Genomic DNA, 18,714 nt, shown 5'->3' with positions numbered 1-18,714 from the left:
CACGGTAAAGCCATTTTTGTTTTTGTGTCGCGATAATCCCTTTCGAATCCGTATCTTTGTTCCCTTAAGTATATTTTTAGCATAAAAGTGCCACCTGCTGTGATAGTGGGTGGATCAAATAAAATAAATATGGCAAATATTGTTGCAATTGTTGGTCGTCCAAATGTTGGTAAATCTACCTTATTCAATCGTCTTACAGAAAGTAGAAAAGCGATTGTTGATGACTTTAGCGGGGTGACGCGCGACCGTCATTATGAAACAGCCGAGTGGATCGGAAAGAAATTTACAGTAATTGATACAGGTGGTTTTGTACATGGTTCGGATGATGTCTTTGAAGAAGCTATTCGCGATCAGGTCTATATCGCTATTGAAGAAGCTTCAGTAGTTATATTCATGGTGGATGTCACAACTGGCATTACCGACTTGGATGACGAAATCGCTGATATTCTGAGAAGAAGCTCCAAACCTGTGTATGTAGTGGCCAATAAAGTCGATCACGCGAAATTGCATCATGAATCGGCAGAGTTTTATGCCTTTGGTTTAGGAGAGGTTTTCAATATCTCGTCGGCTACAGGATCGGGTACAGGTGAACTGTTGGATGCTGTGGTTTCTCATTTCGAAGTGGAGGAGGAAGAAGAAGAATCCTTACCTAAATATACCATCGTAGGCCGCCCGAATGTGGGTAAATCTTCTTTGACAAATGCTTTGATCGGCAAAGATCGCAACATTGTAACGCCAATGGCAGGGACGACACGTGATTCAATCCGTATACATTACAATCAATATGGACATAACTTTCTATTGATCGATACTGCAGGTCTTCGTCGTAAGTCCAAAGTAAATGAAGATATTGAGTTTTATTCGGTGATGCGTACCATCAAAGCCTTGGAAGATTCTGATGTGACGATTTTAATGTTGGATGCACAGGATGGATTAGAAGCGCAGGACGTTAATATTTTCAACCTGGCAGAGAAGAACCGTAAAGGTATCGTAATTGTTGTCAATAAGTGGGATTTGATCGAAAAGGACAACAAAACAATGAAGGCTTTTGAAGATCGCATCAAAGAGAAAATAGCACCATTTACAGATGTGCCTATTATCTTTACTTCCGTAACCGAAAAACAACGTGTTCTTAAGGTACTGGAAGTTGCCGACAAGGTATATGCCAACAAAACCAAAAAGATCCCTACTTCCAAATTGAATGAAGTGATGTTGGATATTATCGAGAATTATCCACCGCCATCCTTAAAGGGTAAATATATCAAAATTAAATATGCAACACAGTTGCCAGGACGGACACCGATGTTTGCATTCTTCTGTAATCTACCACAATACATCAAAGATCCGTACAAACGTTTTATTGAAAACAAATTGCGTGAGAACTTTGACTTTACAGGGGTGCCAATTCAAATATATTTCAGACAAAAATAGATTTCCAAGCAGCGATTAAACATGGACCATAATCTCTATTTATACAATACGCTTTCGCGAACAAAAGAAAAATTCGAACCTATTCATCCCAATCTTGTTGGTATGTATGTATGTGGGCCCACAGTGTACAGTGATGTGCATTTGGGAAACTGTCGGACGTTTGTGTCTTTTGATTTGATTTTTAGATACTTGCGTCACCTTGGTTATAAAGTGCGTTATGTGCGCAATATTACCGATGCGGGACACTTGGAAGGCGATCGTGATGAAGGGGATGATAAATTTGCAAAAAAAGCAAAATTGGAACAATTGGAACCGATGGAAATCGTTCAAAAGTATACGATAGGTTTTCATGACGTATTGCGTCTTTTCAATACGTTGCCGCCCAGTATTGAACCTACTGCGACAGGACATATTTCTGAGCAGATTGAAATGATCGAACAGATTATAGAGAATGGCTATGCCTATGAGCGCAACGGTACCGTCTATTTTGATGTTGAAAAATACGTTGAAACATACGATTATACGATATTGACCAATCGTAAATTGGAGGATATGCTCAATAATACCCGTGAATTGAGCGGTCAGGATGAGAAAAAGGGGCGTTTGGATTTTGCCTTATGGATCAAAGCAAAACCTGAAACGATTATGCGTTGGCCTGCACCTTGGAGTGTTGGCTTCCCAGGTTGGCATATCGAATGTTCGGCCATGAGCAGAAAGTACTTAGGTGATCAGTTTGATATTCATGGCGGTGGAATGGATTTGGCAGCTACACATCATACCAATGAAATTGCACAATCAGAAGCATGTAACCATACGAGCCCTGCCAAATATTGGATGCACACGAATATGTTGACTGTAAATGGTGCGCGTATGTCCAAATCTGCCGGAAATGGATTTTTACCGGGCGAACTATTTACTGGAAATCATCCCTTATTGAATAGAGGTTATTCGCCGATGGCCGTACGATTCTTTATGTTACAGGCACATTATAGAAGTACGCTGGATTTCTCCAATGAGGCATTGGATGCGGCCGACAAGGGGTATAAAAGACTTATGACTGCGATCAGTCTTTTAGACAAATTGAAGGTGTCGAAGGGTGCTGATTCATTCAATTTAGCTGAAATCCGCCGCAAGTGTTACGCAGCTATGGATGACGATTTTAATAGTCCTGTACTCATTGCCGAATTGTTTGAAATTGTACGTATCATCAACTCGATTTATGATGGTAAAGCGAAAGTAACCGCTGAAGGATTGGAAGGTCTTCAAGTATTCATGAAAGAATTTGTTGAGGATATCCTAGGGCTTAGAAACGATCAGACTTCAGCATCCGATGATATCGATGACGTCATGAATCTGGTCATTAAACTACGTAATGAAGCCAAAGCAAATAAAGACTTCGTCACCTCTGACCGTATTCGTGATGAGCTTAATTCTATTGGAATTCAATTGAAAGATAGCAAAGAAGGAACACTTTGGAATAAGATTTGATAGATAAGAAATCGAATTTATAAAAGAGGAATAAAATGGAATATTCCTATTGGGAAAACACATTATCGTGGAAACCAATGGATATTCCATGTAACCTTTAAAAGAAAGATCAATTTGCATATGAATTTTTGGAATAGGCTATCCGTCGTCGCATTCATGAGTGTTGCTAGTACAACACTTTATGCGCAGATACCTGAGAAAGTTGGAAGCCTATTACAGGCCGATAAGGATGCTGCAGCACTGGCTAAAGCCACTACGCCGCATCAAGCGTTTCTTTCGATCATTGATAAGGAATCTACGTTTTACGTCCCATCGGCAGTAAATGCTTACAACTATCTTAATAATAGACCAAATATTCCCGATGTTTTAAATTGGCAACCTACGTTTGCGTTGATTGCTAAAAGTCAGGAATTTGGTGTGACTTCGGGGTCTATGGACTTTCAGAAAGTAGGTGCAAGGTTGCGTCATGGAGAGTACTTGACTGTCTGGAAACGCAACAAAAAGGGTAAGTGGCTGGTCGATATTCGGGCCGAAGTTGAAAACAACGGGAAGGATGGGGAATTTGATCTTGAATATATCGAACCTACCGATTCGTGGTATCTGAAGCACCGCTCTAAAGTGCGATTGAATCAGCGTGAAGATATTGTCCTGGAGACAGACAAATTGATGTCAACAGTTCTGAAGGCCGATAACCCAACCGCATATAAGGAGTTTTTAAGTGAGGATGTCCGCTTTTTGTTTCCTTGGACTAGTCCGATGGAGGGAAAGGCCACAATGATGGCTTACCTCAAAAAACAACGGATGACGATAGAAACAGTGCCCGAAGAAGTAAAACGTTCGTATAGTGGCGATTTTGCCTATACAAAAGGAACTGCAACAGTACGACAAAAGGATAAGGTGGTGAAGTATAATTATATTCGTATCTGGCAACTGAGCGAATTGGCGAAGGATGATGTGAAGAAAGCGAACTGGAATATTCTGATCGAGATGATGTTTGAGAAATAGCATGACGATTGCCAAATAAAAAAAGGGCTTGAATATATACTATTCAAGCCCTTTTTTTATAGGATAAGTGTTGTACTGTACACTTATTGTTTTTTCCATTTTTTCAATTCATCGCATGAACCAAACTCGTCACTGATATTGATAAATGTTGTTTTCGATTTATCATCGAACCATTTACTTAGATTGCGATTGATTTTATCTTGTCTGGCAGCCTCTTTGATTTTGGTGAAATCCTCGTCCAAATTTGCTTTGTGCGGCGGAATACGTGTTTTCAAGTAATTGAAACGGTAGCCAACATCGCCCATTTTGTCTGTAAATTGCTCTGGTTTGGAGTATTCTCCTGGTTTTAGGGGATCGATTGCTGTAAATACCGATTTTTCCAAGCCATCCATAGGAATTACGGTTGTGCGGCTTGAGCCTTCTTGATTTAGGATCATACCACCATTGAATTTGCTTTCTTCTGCATCCGAATAATTTGTAGCAGCGTGATAGAAATCCATTTTTTTGTCAACAACCAGTTTATAGATACTGTCCAATTTATTTTTGGTTCTTTCTAACGCAGCAGTACCAGGATTGATCTTCATCAGGATATGGCGTGTGTGCACCTCTTCGCCCCGTCGTTCGAGTACCTGAATAATATGAAAGCCAAATTTGGATTCTACAATTGGTGAAATTTCTCCCGGTTTTAATTTAAAAGCCATCGCGGAGAATTCCTTTACGTAGTTGTCACGTGTGCCGAAACCTAAATCACCTCCATACGGAGCAGATCCGGGATCTTGCGAGTATATACGAGCCATTGTACCAAAGTCCGATCCATCTACAATCTGCTTGCGGATACCTTCAATCTTATCTCGCTGCTCTTTTTTTTCCGCATCTGTCAATTTGGGCATCATCACAATCTCACCAATTTCTACCTCGGTATTGAAGTAAGGCAGACTGTCTTTATTCAAGCCTTCAAAATAACGCTTTACTTCCAATGGTGTTACGTCTACTTTTTGAACAATGTTTTGCTGCATTTTGTTAGCTTTCAATTGCTCAAAAACACTTGAACGCATTTCTTCTTTGTATTGCAATAAAGAGCGATTGAGGAATTTTTCAAGACGTTCTTGCCCTCCTGCCTGTTGTGACATATGACGTAGGCGAGAGTTAAGGTTATCGTCAACTTCGGTTTCCGTTACATCTATAGAGTCAATTACTGCCTGTTGGGAAAGCAATTTCTGAATGATTAACTGCTCAAGTACGCCGCATTTAAAATTTTCATTAGGTTTATTCCCTTGCGCTAACCATTGAGAATATTGCATATCCACGTCGGACTGTAAGATAATGCCCGATCCAACCGTTGCTACAACGCGATCAATAACTTGACGTTGCGCAAGACTGGCCTGAATTGATGCAAACAGCAATAAAAACAATATATAAATGTTTTTTTTCATCCGTATAAATTATTTATGATATTTATGAGTGATCTTCATTTGTATAAATGAACTCGTTTCACTCGGTTATTTGTTCATCATTTATTTTTTTGTCACAAGCATTCACGCTGCCTTCGGCGGTATACGTAGTAATTGTGTTCAATATATACTTTTTTGAACAACAGCACAAAATTATCAGATTATATGAATTATTCGTACTTTTATTTAACAATATTTTTGTATTCCCAATATTTTAAATGGGCGATTTTAGAATTGTTAAAATTGATGTGCTAAAATACGCATTTGCCTATTAGAAAGGACGGTTTTAACCAAATTTAACAAGTCTATTGACGATATTTACGCCTGTAAAATGGAGGGGGTTTTAGATCCTCAGACGGAGGAATGAATTAGGGAATTTAATTGGGTTCCCGTATAATTTAGCAACAAACTTGATGTAATGGTCTCATTCGATAAATGAGTAGCTACATCTATAAAATAATTTCAATGAAAAAAGCATTTATTTATTTGATGACAATTTTACCTCTGGCTAGTTTTGCGCAACAGATTCCCATGTTTGTGGGCACTTATACGAGCAAAACCGCGAGCAAGGGCATCTATATTTATAATTTTGATGTTAAAACTGGTGAAACAACCTTGTCGAGCACGCAAGAAAGTAAAGATCCATCCTTTTTAGCGCGAAATAATAACTTTATTTATGCCGTTAATGAGGTTCCAAATCAAGAGGGGTCTGTTTCTGCCTATTCTTTTAAGGACGGTCATTTAACTTTTCTAAACTCACTTCCTTCCGGAGGGGAGTCGCCTTGTTTTGTTGAGGTACATCCTAAGGGTAGCTTGCTCGCTGTGGCAAATTATACAGGCGGCTCTGCGGCGTTGTTTGATTTAGAAAGTAATGGTGTTTTAAGCAAAAGAGCACGCTTAATACAACACGAGGGTAAGGGGGTGGACCCCGTACGCCAAGAAAAGCCACATGTACATTCTACTTTTTTCTCCAATAAAGGAGATAAGTTGTACGTCCAAGATCTTGGTTTGGATGAGATTTCTATTTATCCGGTGAGTAAAACGGGAAATGCCTATAGTCTTGCTGATGAATCAGAAGATATCTTTACGCCAGCAGGAGGGGGACCGCGTCATATCGTGTTTGATAAGAAAGAGAAATTCCTGTATGTCGTATTGGAAATGACCGGTCAAATTGCATCGTATAAGAAAGATGGTGATGCATGGATGTATCAAAGTACTTTTGATATTAACCCCGAAGGTTTTAAAGGGAATAATGGTGGTGCGGATATTAAGATGTCGGCTGATGGAAAATTCCTGTATGCGACCAACCGTGGCGATGCCAATACGATAGCTACTTTTTCGGTCGAGAAGGATGGGGAATTGAAGAAAATAGCGAATCTTTCAGTAAAAGGTAAAGGTCCGCGTAATTTCAACCTTTCTCCGGATGGGAAATATCTTTTGGTCGCCAATCAATATACCAACAACATTGTTTTGTTTAGCCGGGATGCTAAAACGGGTTTGTTGACAGATACTGGAAAAGAAATTGCTGTACCAGCACCTGTTTGCATTATCTTCTAATCCAGAAAAGAAGTTCGAATAAGAAAAGAAGATTTTTAGGAAAAACCGTATGCGCTTTTTCTTAAAAATCTTCTTTTCTACAATCTAATTTACCTTCCTTTTCAAGGTCATTTAAGGTGGTTCCCTTCCATGTTTTTACCCGCTGGATATAGGCTGCCCTACCAATCATGTGTGCTGCAACCGGAGCCGTTAGGATCAGAAAAAATCCAATAGCTATAGCCTTGGTCGTTACGGATACATCCGGGAAGGTCATTGCCGCACAGATAAGTAAAAGTCCCACACCCAGCGTTGCCGCCTTTACCGTAACCGAAAGGCGTAAATAAAAATCGGGCATCCGCAAGATACCAATAGACGCAAATAGTATGGCCAAGGCCCCGATGGTACTGAGAATGGCTAAAGTAATATCAATCATCTTTGCTTTGTTTTTCTAAATAAAATGAAAATGCGATCGTACCAAGAAATGCGATAAGCGCCAAGATCATGGCAATGTCTAAAAACACTTCCTGCGAAGTTCGTATACTATAAACGGTAATAATGCCAATTCCGATGGTGATAATGAGATCTAGGGCAATAACACGATCAAATATCTGGGGTCCTTTATACAGACGAATAAAAGCCAGTATGACTGAGATAGTCAAGATCGGAAGGATCACATAATCAAAATAGCTATTTAAAGTCATCTTAAGAGTTCTAAAAGTCTTCGTTCAACATTATTTTTAAGGGTAGAAACAAACTGTTCCTTGCTTTTCATGTACATGACGTGAATAAAGAGCGTTTTTTTATCTTCACTTACGTCGAGGATAAGTGTGCCGGGTGTCAACGAGATAAAGGTTGAAAGCAGGTTAATTTCCAAATCGGTTTTTGCATCCATCGGGTACTTGACAATCGCAGGTTTGATAAAAAACTTGGGGGTTATTACGTCGTAGGCAACCTGCACATTGGCAACAATCATTTCCCACAGGAAAAAAAGAATAAAACTCAATGTTTTGGGGACCCGATAAAAGTAGCGTTGGTCCACCTCATTCCTGTTCATAAGCCAGAGGATACCAAATCCCAGCATAAAGCCGAATAGGAAGTTGGTGTAATACATCGATCCCGTCAATGCGACCCAGATAAAGGATAACATGAGGTTCATTAAAAACTGTTTTATCATATCATTTCTGCCCTCCTAATACAGCGTTTATGTAAGGTGATGTGTCCAATAATTGTGTAGCGATTTGATCCGCGACATGGATAATCGCTTCAGCGTTGAGTCCGATATACAGGGACGCAGAAGCCAAAATAACAACAGGCAGTATGAGCATTGTTCTTTTATAGCCGATCATACCCGCAAATTTGTCCTCAATGATTTCCGGATCAGGCGCATCTTTCCAGAATACCTGCGCCCACATTTTGGCGATGACAAACAAGGTGATAAAGCTACCAATAATCAGGGCTCCCGCGAAAGCATACTTCTCTAAGTGGAAGGCATCTTTGAATAGATAGATTTTAGGCCAGAAGCCCGAGAGAGGCGGGATGCCCACCAGTGAAAAAAGAACAATGGCAAAAAGTAATGAAATCTTTGGGTATTGGGCATAAAGTCCGCCCAGTTTAGTCATATCCATGGTGCCGCGGAGTTGTCGTATAACACCGGCTATGAGGAATAAATTCGTTTTGACCATGATATCATGAATCAGATAGAATACTGCCCCCAATAAAGCCCATTTACTATATAAGCCCAGTCCACCAATCATAAAACCGATATGACAAACGATCAAATAAGAAAACAACCTTCGGATATTAGTTTTGATCAGTGCGCCAAAAGCACCCGTTAGAATAGTCAATATGGCTAAGACGATAAGCAGTTCCTTGGTAAAATGATTGGGAATAAATAGTAAGGAAAATACCCGGAACAAGGCGTAGATCCCAACCTTGGTCAATAAGCCTCCAAATGTCGCTGCTACGGCCGAAGGTGGCGTATGGTAAGAGGACGGTAACCAAAAATAGAGTGGAAATACGGCGGATTTAATACCGAAACCGATCAGGAAAAATGTTGCTGTAATTTCTACTAAAGCCTGATTTTGTATTTTAGGAATACGCAGGGCCAGGTCGGCCATGTTTAATGAGCCTGAAATACCATAAAGTATACCTATTCCTGTTAAGAAAAATGTGGAAGCCAGAATATTCATGGCCATATATTTTACGGCACCTTCCAATTGGGATTTTCTGCCCCCCAAAGTCATCAGCACAAAAGAGGAAATAATAATAACTTCAAACCATACATACAGATTGAAGATGTCACCGGTTAGAAAAGCCCCATTGAGCCCCATCATCAAAAAGTGAAAGATCGGGAAATAACCATAGAGTATGCGCTGGCGCCCCACACCGACACAGGAAAAGATGGAGACCGCCAGGCCTGCGATAGAAGTGAGGAGAACAAGGGTACTGCTGAATAGATCGGCAACAAAAACGATCCCAAAAGGAGCTTTCCAATTCGCTGCATTCATGGTCAGAATACCATCATCATAAACCTTGAAGAATAGTTTAAAGGCAAGAATAAGTGCGAGCAAGCTTCCGCCAACGCTCAGAAAACGTTGTGCAGTGGATTTGCGCCACAACATCAGTTGGACAATAGCAATAAATAAATGCACGATAATCGTGGCAATAATGTGGTTGTCTATCATATATCTTCTTCCTCAGGCGTGTTCAAATCATCCAGATCATCTGTACCCAGCAATGCATATACACGCTTGAGTAAAACGATGGCAAAGGAGGTTAGGCCAAAGCTGATCACGATGGCCGTTAAAATAAGTGCTTGCGGAATCGGGTCCGCATAAATATCTGTGAATACCTTCAGATCGGGTCCAATGATGGGTGGTTTACCTTTAATAATGTTTCCCAATAAGAAGATCAATATATTGGTACCATTGCCCAGTAACATAATCCCCAACAACAATTTCACCATGCTTCGACGCAAGATGAGGTATATTCCGGCAGCATAAAGGATGCCGATCAATAACACGAGTATCAGTTCCATTATTCTTCTTCAGTAGTTAAAGCAATTGTAAATAAAATTGTCAGGACAACACCGATGACAACAAAGTATACACCAAGGTCAAAAAATAAGGCGGTTCCTATCATCCCGATAACGGGGATTTTCTCTTCCAGCCAAAGCCCGGTCATGACGGGGTAGCCAAAAAATGCAGGTAAGAACATGCTTATGGCCGAAATCCCCAATCCGATGGGGATGAGTGACAGGGGTTTGTACTGAATCAGTTTCATGGTATTTTGAGGACCAAAGGCAAAACTATGCAGCACAAAGGCAATCGAAGCAACCAAGCCGCCAACGAAACCTCCGCCGGGGTAATAATGCCCCCTGAGTAGAAGGAACACCGAGAAAAGTAAGAGTATCGGTAATAAATACCGCGTAGCGGTCTGTAATATTGTACTGTTCATTTGTTACTATTTAGCAAGGAGTTATCAGCTCATTTGTGCATAACCTTTATCAATCATTATTCTTTATCAGAGGATTTTAAACGTAATTTTAATAAGCTATATACCCCTAATGCAGCAATACTCAATACTACAATTTCAAACATGGTGTCAAAACCTCTGAAATCCACAAGTATTACATTGACGACATTTTTTCCTTTAGCAAGCACATAAGCATAATCGCCATAGAAATCACTGATATTGGTTGTCGTTGGTTCATGGAGGACACGGAGTGCGACCATGGATAGCAGAATTCCAAAAACGATAGCGACCACGGCGTCGCGAATGATGGTGCGTCGGTTGGCCAAATTCAGAAAAGAAGGGAGCTTAAAGAGTACCAATACGAAGAGTACCACCGTGAGTGTATCAATGGTGAATTGCGTCATCGCTAGATCTGGGGCACTGTAAAACACGAAAATAAGACATATGGCATAGCCTACAACACTGGTGGCTACTACGGCTGTTAAACGGGATGAGGTGCGGATGGTGAGTACAATGGCGCCGATCAAAATGCAGACTGTGGTGACTTCGTAGAAACTCACTGGAGATAAGGTTTCCCATTTGATATGGAGTGGTCCGCCCAAATATAACTGGTAGGCGATCAATAATTCGGCAAATAAGATAATTTTCAACAGATACGAACGCAAATAGCCATTGTGCATTTTGTTGGTGAAGAAAGTAGAGAACAAAACAATTTCCTGTGCACATAATTGGATGATATATTCAGGAGAAATCTTATTGAAATTTGCAATCCAAGCCAATTTTTTCTCGCTGGGCCTGTTTATGAAATAAAGTAACGTGCCAGCGGCAATTGTAATAGCGCTTAATAGCAGGATTAAATTAAAGCCATGCCAGATTTTCAGGTGAAATGTTTCGCGGCTTGCGAGTATACTTGTTGCGGTAGGTCCGGCAATCCATTCCCCGACAAGTCCTGGGATGCACCCAAAGACAACGCCTAATATAGCTAAAAGTAGAGGTGGGATCCACATGGCTTTATAGGGCAGGTGGATTGTATTAAATTGCTCGGGTAGCTTACCCATAAAAGGTTTGATGCCGGCCATAAATCCAGCAGAGACCAAGAGTATATTTGTTACTACTGCAGCGAAGGTCAAATAGAGAAATAAATCGGGTGTGGCATGTAGTGTTGCCTCGTAAATCAGATCCTTTCCAATAAATCCAAATGTAAGTGGAATACCTGCACTGGAAAGTGCCGCTAGGAAACCTGCGATAGCGACAGGCATTAATACCTTGCGTAGCCCCCGCAAGACTGTAAGATCCCGCGTTCCGGTTTCATGGTCTATAATCCCCGTAATCAAGAATAATGCGGCTTTATATAGGGCATGTACGAGTATAAAGACACTTGCAGCAATAATGGCATCCTTGGTGCCGAGCCCCAATAAGAAAACCAAAATACCGAGGGCGGATATGGTTGAATAAGCGAGTACTCCCTTGAGGTCTGTTCTGAAAAGCGAATGGAAGGCGGCATAAAGCATCGTGAGGCCACCAATGGCCATGAGGGAATACATCCAGATCGGGTTGCCCCCAAGTATCGGTGAAAAACGGGCCAAAAGGTAGATTCCGGCCTTTACCATGGTTGCCGAATGTAAGTAGGCCGACACAGGTGTTGGCGCCTTCATGGCACCGGGTAACCAAAAATGAAAAGGGAATTGTGCTGATTTCGTAATCGCTCCAAGTGCTACGAGGCCAAAGACCAGGGGAAAGAGTGGATGTTGCTGAATGATCGATACTTTGCCGATGAGAGCTGTAATATGGTAAGTGCCAGCAATATTACCCAGCAAAATAAAACCTGCCAGTAGAAAAAAACCACCCAACCCGGTAATGGATAGTGCAGTCAGTGCGCTTTTGCGTGAATCATTTTTGTCATTGTTAAATCCAATGAGAAAAAATGAGCTGATCGAGGTCAGTTCCCAAAAGATAAACAATAGTAACATGTTGTCCGACAGGACAAGCCCCAGCATAGCCGACATAAAAAGGCAGAGGTAGCCAAAGAATCGATCGATATATCGATGACCTTTGAGATAGGCATTCGCGTAAAAGAATATACAGGATCCGATCCCAGTAATCAATAAGGCGAAAAGTAGTGACAGTCCATCTAATTTAAAATCCAGATTGATGCCTAAGGAGGGCACCCACGATGTTGATTGGACGAAATAGGAGCCTTGACCAATAGGTACAATATATTGAGCAAAGTATAGAAATAGAAGTACCGGTAAGAATGCGAGAATAAAACCCCATTTGGTTTTTAGGAATCGACCAAATGGAACAATAAGGCTCGATGTTATTAGTCCTGAAAGAACAGTAAATAGCATGTAGTCTTTGTTTTAATTTTTAACCTTCTACATTTCATCGTTGCCAATGCTTATATGGCGATGAAGGTTTTTTGAAAGTTTACAATATAGTAAAAAAAAGCGAAAAAATGCTAGTTTTTGGCCGTTTTCTCGCTATATAAATAATAAAAGCAGGAATTTTGTTTTGTTTGTCGGAAAAAAACTAAACTAGTTTAGCAATCTAGAGAGGAATAAATGCGGGTTTAGAATTATTATTTGGGATTGACAAAAAAAAAGAGCATTTTTACGATACAATTATTAAACATCCTCAATTGGATGTGTTTTTTACCCTAAATAATCTCATCTCTAAAAATAATAGAATCAGAGTGTGGAAGAGATCTAACTATGCAGAAAGAAGAAGTATTGTTTAAGACACACTATAATGGACTTTGCCATTTTGCTTGGAAGATTGTTGGTGACCTTTCTCTAGCAGAAGATCTGGTACAAGACTCTTTTATTGCTTATTTCAAAAATACTGATCATGTCAGTGATAATGAGATTGCAATAAAGAACTATCTCTATAGTTCTGTGCGTTTCGCTTGTTATAATCATATCCGTCATGAAAAGGTCCGTCAAAAATATTGGAATGTTGTAGGTTTTACCGAAGAAGATAATACTGCGCTTGAATTGAATATGATTCACAGTGAGGTCATTCAGGAAATATATAAAATTATTGAGGAAATGCCTTTCGCCTGTCAACAAGTTTTTCGGCTTGGTTATCTTGAAGGTTTATCCAATCTTGAAATTACACGGGAGCTGCAAATTAGTATCAATACTGTAAAAACACAAAAGCAACGCGGCATGAAAATGTTACTCAAACGTTTGAATCCCGAGTTTATACCCCTTATTATATTTTTGTTAAAAAATATTTAAATTCTTGTCACCCTTTTCTTCGTCTTAAGTTTCTTTATGGTAATTGATGAAAGAAAACACAAGACATATCACTGATTTAATACAGAAATTCCTTTGTGGTCAATTGACAGCAGAGGAACAAGTGCAGCTTGATGAATGGCTCAATGCCAGTTCACAAAATAAGCAGCTTTTAGAGTCCTTCCGAAAAGCGGAAAATATAGCAGAAGATTTGGCCGTTATTCGGCAGTTGGATGTAAATCAGGCATGGGAGCGGTTGAAAAATAAAGAATCCAACAGTGCGAGATCTTTCCGGAAATGGTCTTTAAGCATTGCAGCATCTATTGTATTCTTGTTAGGTGGTTTTCTATTATGGAGAGGTGATTTTGCCTCATTCTTTTCGGGAGATAAAAGTGTAATAGTTTCAAAAAAGCAAGATATTGCTCCTGCTACAAGTGGTGCAGTATTAGTGCTGGCTGATGGCTCCAGGCTCTCTTTGAATAGTGATTCCACTAAAACCTTGACTAAAAACAATAATCTAATCGGGAACAGCAATGAGCTGATCGTTAAGCAAACAGATCAAGCGATCCCATTGCAGTATAATTCTTTGATTGTGCCAAAAGCAAGTTTCTATAAGATGACTTTGGCTGATGGCACAAAAGTTTGGGTAAATGCGCTATCGCAATTGAAATTTCCTGCGCAGTTTTCACCGAAAGAACGTAGAGTCTTTTTGGATGGAGAAGCCTATTTCGAGGTTGCCCCCAAGTCAGATCAACCTTTTATTGTGGAATCGAAAGGTAATGAAATTAAAGTGCTCGGAACGCATTTTAATATTAATTCTTATTCGGATCATGTTCGAACAACTTTAGCAGAGGGGAGAGTGGAGGTACGTCAACATGATCAACGGGTAGAATTATTTCCTGGTGAATATGCTTCTTCTTTTAAAGACAACTTAGTTAAGGGAAAAGCAGATCTGGCCCATGATCTTGCTTGGCACAATAATGAGTTTTATTTCAAGAAGGAAACGATTACGAATATTGCACATCAACTATCACGTTGGTATGATCTCGATGTTACATTCCGAGGAGATGTGCAGTTGGACAAGGAGTATACCGGAAGTATCGAGCGTGATGTAAAACTGTCTCAAGTATTGGAGATGTTATCCTATGTCAGTAACCTAAGATTTGAAGTAGAAGGCAATAAATTGATTATTGCTACCAAAAGTTAAGGATTAACAATTTATAAAAAAGAAAATAGCGCGCCTATGATAAAATAATACATCAAAAAGCAATGACCTAAAAAAGAGAACAGGAATGTTGCAGCATCCCTGTTCAGAAAAAGATGCGATCATCAGGTCCTAAATCTAAAAATGAACAATTAAATCCCAATTAACCACAAAGTGTAAATGTATGAATAACTTACCACTTAGCAAAAGGTGGAGCTTGATCCCTCAAGACCCACGATTTTGCAAACCATTACGTATTATGAAAATTAGTACATGTCTTCTATTCGCATTTGTGACGGGTGTGCACGCTAAGAGCACGGCACAAAAAGTCACGTTGAATATGAAAAATGCACGTATTGAAGAAGCATTGTCTGCCATCTCCAAGCAGTCCCATCTACGTGTTTTATATAGTGAAAATCTGAATACTAAAGCACGGATCTCTGTGAACGTTAAGGATGCGTCCGTTGAGGAAGCATTGAATGCTGTCTTGAAAAGCAATAATATTGAATACAAAATTATTGCTAACACCATTTCGGTCAACAGTAATGCAAAGAATATCAGCATGACAGTCCCATTGGCTATTCAGCAATCCGTTTCAGGTACAGTCACTGACAAAAATGGAAAGGGATTAAGTGGCGCTACTGTAACTGTAAAGGGAACTTCTATTTCGACGCAAACAGATGATTCAGGGCACTTTAGGATTAATGCCTCTTCATCTGCGGTTTTGGTCGTTCGGTATGTCGGGTTTGGAACCAGGGAAATTTCCATGGCTGGTAAGTCAACTATAAATATTGTACTTACAGCTAATGATCAAAAATTGGATGAAGTCAATGTGGTTGCCACGGGGTACCAAAATTTGGATCGTAAATTATTCACAGGCGCTTCATCGAAGATCGATGCGAAGGAGGCTGAACGTGCAGGGGTTCCGGATATTTCTCGTATGTTGGAGGGACAAGCGGCTGGTGTTTCTGTTCAGAACGTGTCTGGTACTTTTGGTGCGGCACCTAAAATTCGGGTACGTGGTGCAACCTCATTGACTGGAGATAACAAACCATTATGGGTAATTGACGGTGTCATCCTGGATGAGGCGGTCAATATCTCCAATGAGGCATTGTCAACAGGGGATGCAAATACGCTATTAGGTTCTTCTGTAGCAGGTTTAAATCCAGATGATATTGAGTCGATCACTGTATTGAAAGATGCTGCTGCCACAGCCATGTATGGTGCTGCTGCAATGAACGGTGTTGTGGTCGTAAATACGAAAAGGGGACGTAATACAGATGGTGTTGTCAATTTTAATTATTCAGGAAACTTCACCACCTATATTAAGCCTAATTACAACCAATTTGATATCATGAACTCAGCGGAGCAGATGCAATTGATCATTGATATGGAAAACAAAGGCTATTTAAATCATTCACAGGTTTCTCGCTCCCCAACTGGAGGTGTCTTTAACAAGATGTATAATCTGATGTATGATTATGATCCTTCTACTGATTCGTATGCTTTACGCAATGATGCTCCCTCTCGGTATCAATTTTTGCAGCGCTATACCAATGCAAATACAGATTGGTTCGACTTACTTTTTAAGCAGTCCCTTGTTCACGATCACTCCCTAAGTATGTCTACAGGGACGGCTAAAAGCCAGACCTATGCATCTACTAGTTTTATGAATGATTCTGGTTTTACGTTGGGGAATTCTGCGAAGCGTTTTACTGCGAATGTCCGTAATAATTACAAAATCAATGATAAATTGAGTACCGAATTTATCTTCCAAAGTAATATTAGGGATCAGCGTACTCCAGGAACATTAAATAGAGTTTCGGATGCTGTGTATGGTAGCTATTCTCGTGATTTTGATATTAACCCATACTCTTATTCGCTAAATACGAGTCGTATTATAACCGCTTACGATGAAAATGGAAAACTTGAGTATTTTAATAGAGACTACGCACCATTCAATATCCTTAATGAACTCGATAATAATTATATCAAGTTAAAATTGATGGATATTAAGGTTCAAGCTGGTATAACGTATAAAATTTTACCTTCTCTGACTTATTCTGCAAATGGGATGTATCGTTATTACAACTCCGAAAGACAGCATATGATCACAGAAAATGCGAATCTTTCCAAAGCATATCGAGCAAACCAGGATCAAACAGTAAATGCAGGAAATAGGTTTTTGTACGCGGATCCAGATTTCCCCAATACGGATAAATATGTGATATTACCCAATGGAGGATTCTTTAATGTTGCCAATAATAATATGATCAGTTATTATATGCGCCACAATTTGGAATACAACCAAAAATGGAATGATCATACATTAAATTTATTTGGAACCTACGAGCTTCAGTATGCGGACAAACAAAATCATGATTTTAATGGTCCAGGAATAGAATATGGCAATGGAAATTTAGTAATGCCTACCTATCGCTATTACAAGTATGCGATTGAAAGTGGCAACGTTCCTTTTTCAATGGCCTATAATTATGATCGAAAATTGGCCTATGCACTTCGAGGTGCTTATAATTATAAGGATAAGTATTCATTTAACTTTACGACACGGTATGATGGCTCAAATAAAATGGGACATTCTAATGTAGCTCGCTGGCTGCCTACCTGGAATTTATCGGGAGCATGGGACATTGACCAGGAAAATTTTTTCAACCGTGAAAATAAAATTCTCTCTTCAGCACGCTTAAGAGCAACTTATGGTCTTGTGGCAAATATGGGAAATGCGTCAAACTCCTCTGCTGTATTTTATAATGCGGTGGCATATCGACCTTACGAATCGGAGAAAGAAGGTAAAATTAATATTGACGGTTTAGAAAATTCAGAATTGACTTGGGAAAAGATGTACGAATTGAATATTGGTACTGACCTAAGCTTTTTAAATCGTCGAATTGATTTGAACTTTGATTATTATAGAAGAAACATTTTCGATTTGATTGGGCCTATTCGAACATCGGGTATTGGAGGTCAGTTCGAAAAACTGGGTAACTATGCGGATATGAAGGGGCATGGTGTTGACATTCAACTAGGCGGATATCCTTTTAAAGATCCGCAAGGTTTTACTTGGCGGACCCAGTTTACCCTAGGCTTTAATAAAACAGAAATTACAAAACTTGATGTGACACGTAACATCTGGAATTTAGTTTCTGCTGAAGGTGGGGCCAAATTAGGAAAGCCACATCGTGGATTGTATTCTATCGATTTCGATAAGCTTAACGCAAGAGGTGGGTACCCGATGTTTATCGGTACTGACGGGACACCAGGTGCTACGTATTTTTGGCTGCAGGACAATGAAACTGATTTCTTAAAATATGAAGGCCCTGTAGACCCTACAATAGCGGGTGGATATTATAACCGATTAGAGTATAAAAATTTCAGTTTGTCCTTTTTAATGAAATTTGCTTTTGGTAATAAGGTTCGTCTGCAACCTAGTTATTCCTCATCTTATTTGGATATGTATAATGTATCAAAGGATTTGATCAATAGGTTTTTATATCGTGGTGATGAGTATATAACGGTGATTCCCTCGACTTTGGATCCGTTGTCGGCAGAATTCGATGTTAAGAATGCTTTGGAAGAAAGAAATGCGGCAAACTATACGTACAATGCTTACAACTATTCATCCGAGCGTGTGGCGAAAGGCGACTATATTCGTTTGTCACAAATTTCTATTGGATACAATGTACCTAAGGAGCTCGTGTCACGCATTAAATTCAGAACAGCACAGTTTAATCTTGTAGGGAATAATTTATGGTTATTATACTCAGATAAGAAGTTAAACGGAGTCGATCCGGAGTTTTATAGTAATGGTGGAGTTGCTCTTCCTGTGCCAAAACAAATTACGTTATCTGTGAAGTTGGGATTCTAAAAA

Annotated in this window: 15 protein-coding genes; 7 read left to right on the top strand and 8 right to left on the bottom strand. The window is 39.7% G+C overall.

All coding sequences use genetic code 11. The features are described from left to right. Nucleotides 1–129: 129 nt before the first annotated feature. The 3 genes from der (at nt 130) to K2F45_RS24545 (ending at nt 3,924) form a co-directional block, all read left to right on the top strand. The gene (gene der, locus K2F45_RS24555) at nt 130–1,431 is read left to right on the top strand and encodes a ribosome biogenesis GTPase Der (RefSeq protein ID WP_070569188.1); all 1,302 of its coding nucleotides are present in this window, start codon (nt 130–132) and stop codon (nt 1,429–1,431) included. A 21-nt stretch (nt 1,432–1,452) separates the two neighbouring features. Next, nucleotides 1,453–2,919: a cysteine--tRNA ligase gene (cysS, locus tag K2F45_RS24550; RefSeq protein WP_120333619.1), complete on the top strand. Its 1,467-nt coding sequence runs from the start codon at nt 1,453–1,455 to the stop codon at nt 2,917–2,919. A 120-nt stretch (nt 2,920–3,039) separates the two neighbouring features. Continuing rightward, the gene (locus K2F45_RS24545) at nt 3,040–3,924 is read left to right on the top strand and encodes a DUF4440 domain-containing protein (protein WP_248932580.1); all 885 of its coding nucleotides are present in this window, start codon (nt 3,040–3,042) and stop codon (nt 3,922–3,924) included. Between the two features lie 83 nt (nt 3,925–4,007). Here K2F45_RS24545 and K2F45_RS24540 read toward each other — a convergent pair whose 3' ends face one another. Next, the gene (locus tag K2F45_RS24540) at nt 4,008–5,357 is read right to left on the bottom strand and encodes a peptidylprolyl isomerase (protein WP_075994297.1); all 1,350 of its coding nucleotides are present in this window, start codon (nt 5,355–5,357) and stop codon (nt 4,008–4,010) included. A 483-nt stretch (nt 5,358–5,840) separates the two neighbouring features. On the opposite strand from K2F45_RS24540, the gene K2F45_RS24535 reads away from it, so the two are divergent. After that, nucleotides 5,841–6,932 (top strand): lactonase family protein, encoded by a 1,092-nt coding sequence (locus tag K2F45_RS24535; RefSeq protein WP_248932579.1) that lies wholly within the window; start codon nt 5,841–5,843, stop codon nt 6,930–6,932. Between the two features lie 61 nt (nt 6,933–6,993). On the opposite strand, the gene mnhG is transcribed toward K2F45_RS24535, so the two are convergent. From mnhG to K2F45_RS24500, 7 genes are read right to left on the bottom strand one after another with little or no spacing between them, the layout of a single operon-like run. After that, nucleotides 6,994–7,344 carry a monovalent cation/H(+) antiporter subunit G gene (gene mnhG, locus K2F45_RS24530; protein WP_046671613.1) on the bottom strand — a complete coding sequence of 117 codons (351 nt, stop codon included), beginning with the start codon at nt 7,342–7,344 and terminating at the stop codon, nt 6,994–6,996. Beyond that, the gene (locus K2F45_RS24525; RefSeq protein WP_046671612.1) at nt 7,337–7,612 is read right to left on the bottom strand and encodes a monovalent cation/H+ antiporter complex subunit F; all 276 of its coding nucleotides are present in this window, start codon (nt 7,610–7,612) and stop codon (nt 7,337–7,339) included. Before K2F45_RS24525 ends, mnhG begins: the two co-directional genes overlap by 8 nt. Continuing rightward, nucleotides 7,609–8,067: a Na+/H+ antiporter subunit E gene (locus tag K2F45_RS24520; RefSeq protein WP_227550155.1), complete on the bottom strand. Its 459-nt coding sequence runs from the start codon at nt 8,065–8,067 to the stop codon at nt 7,609–7,611. The genes K2F45_RS24525 and K2F45_RS24520 overlap by 4 nt, the downstream gene beginning before the upstream one ends. Nucleotides 8,068–8,086: 19 nt before the next feature. Continuing rightward, nucleotides 8,087–9,595, bottom strand: a complete 1,509-nt coding sequence (locus K2F45_RS24515) for a proton-conducting transporter transmembrane domain-containing protein (RefSeq protein WP_075994295.1) — start codon at nt 9,593–9,595, stop codon at nt 8,087–8,089. Further along, a complete protein-coding gene (locus K2F45_RS24510) occupies nt 9,592–9,948 on the bottom strand; it encodes a Na+/H+ antiporter subunit C (RefSeq protein WP_046671609.1) in 357 nt (118 codons plus the stop codon). Before K2F45_RS24510 ends, K2F45_RS24515 begins: the two co-directional genes overlap by 4 nt. Further along, the gene (locus tag K2F45_RS24505; protein WP_075994294.1) at nt 9,948–10,367 is read right to left on the bottom strand and encodes a Na+/H+ antiporter subunit B; all 420 of its coding nucleotides are present in this window, start codon (nt 10,365–10,367) and stop codon (nt 9,948–9,950) included. Before K2F45_RS24505 ends, K2F45_RS24510 begins: the two co-directional genes overlap by 1 nt. A gap of 56 nt (nt 10,368–10,423) precedes the next feature. Continuing rightward, nucleotides 10,424–12,733, bottom strand: a complete 2,310-nt coding sequence (locus tag K2F45_RS24500) for a putative monovalent cation/H+ antiporter subunit A (protein WP_248932578.1) — start codon at nt 12,731–12,733, stop codon at nt 10,424–10,426. Between the two features lie 363 nt (nt 12,734–13,096). On the opposite strand from K2F45_RS24500, the gene K2F45_RS24495 reads away from it, so the two are divergent. The 3 genes from K2F45_RS24495 (at nt 13,097) to K2F45_RS24485 (ending at nt 18,711) form a co-directional block, all read left to right on the top strand. Next, a complete protein-coding gene (locus tag K2F45_RS24495) occupies nt 13,097–13,624 on the top strand; it encodes an RNA polymerase sigma factor (RefSeq protein ID WP_070569139.1) in 528 nt (175 codons plus the stop codon). Between the two features lie 46 nt (nt 13,625–13,670). Beyond that, entirely contained in the window at nt 13,671–14,828 is a 1,158-nt protein-coding gene (locus K2F45_RS24490) for a FecR family protein (RefSeq protein ID WP_075994292.1), read from the top strand. Between the two features lie 256 nt (nt 14,829–15,084). Next, a complete protein-coding gene (locus K2F45_RS24485) occupies nt 15,085–18,711 on the top strand; it encodes a SusC/RagA family TonB-linked outer membrane protein (protein WP_248932577.1) in 3,627 nt (1,208 codons plus the stop codon). The last annotated feature ends 3 nt before the right edge of the window (nt 18,712–18,714 follow it).

It is taken from the genome of Sphingobacterium siyangense (genome assembly GCF_023277505.1).
Lineage (GTDB): Bacteria > Bacteroidota > Bacteroidia > Sphingobacteriales > Sphingobacteriaceae > Sphingobacterium > Sphingobacterium siyangense.
Note: the sequence above shows the minus strand (reverse complement) of the source record. Positions and strands in the feature narration are given on the sequence as shown.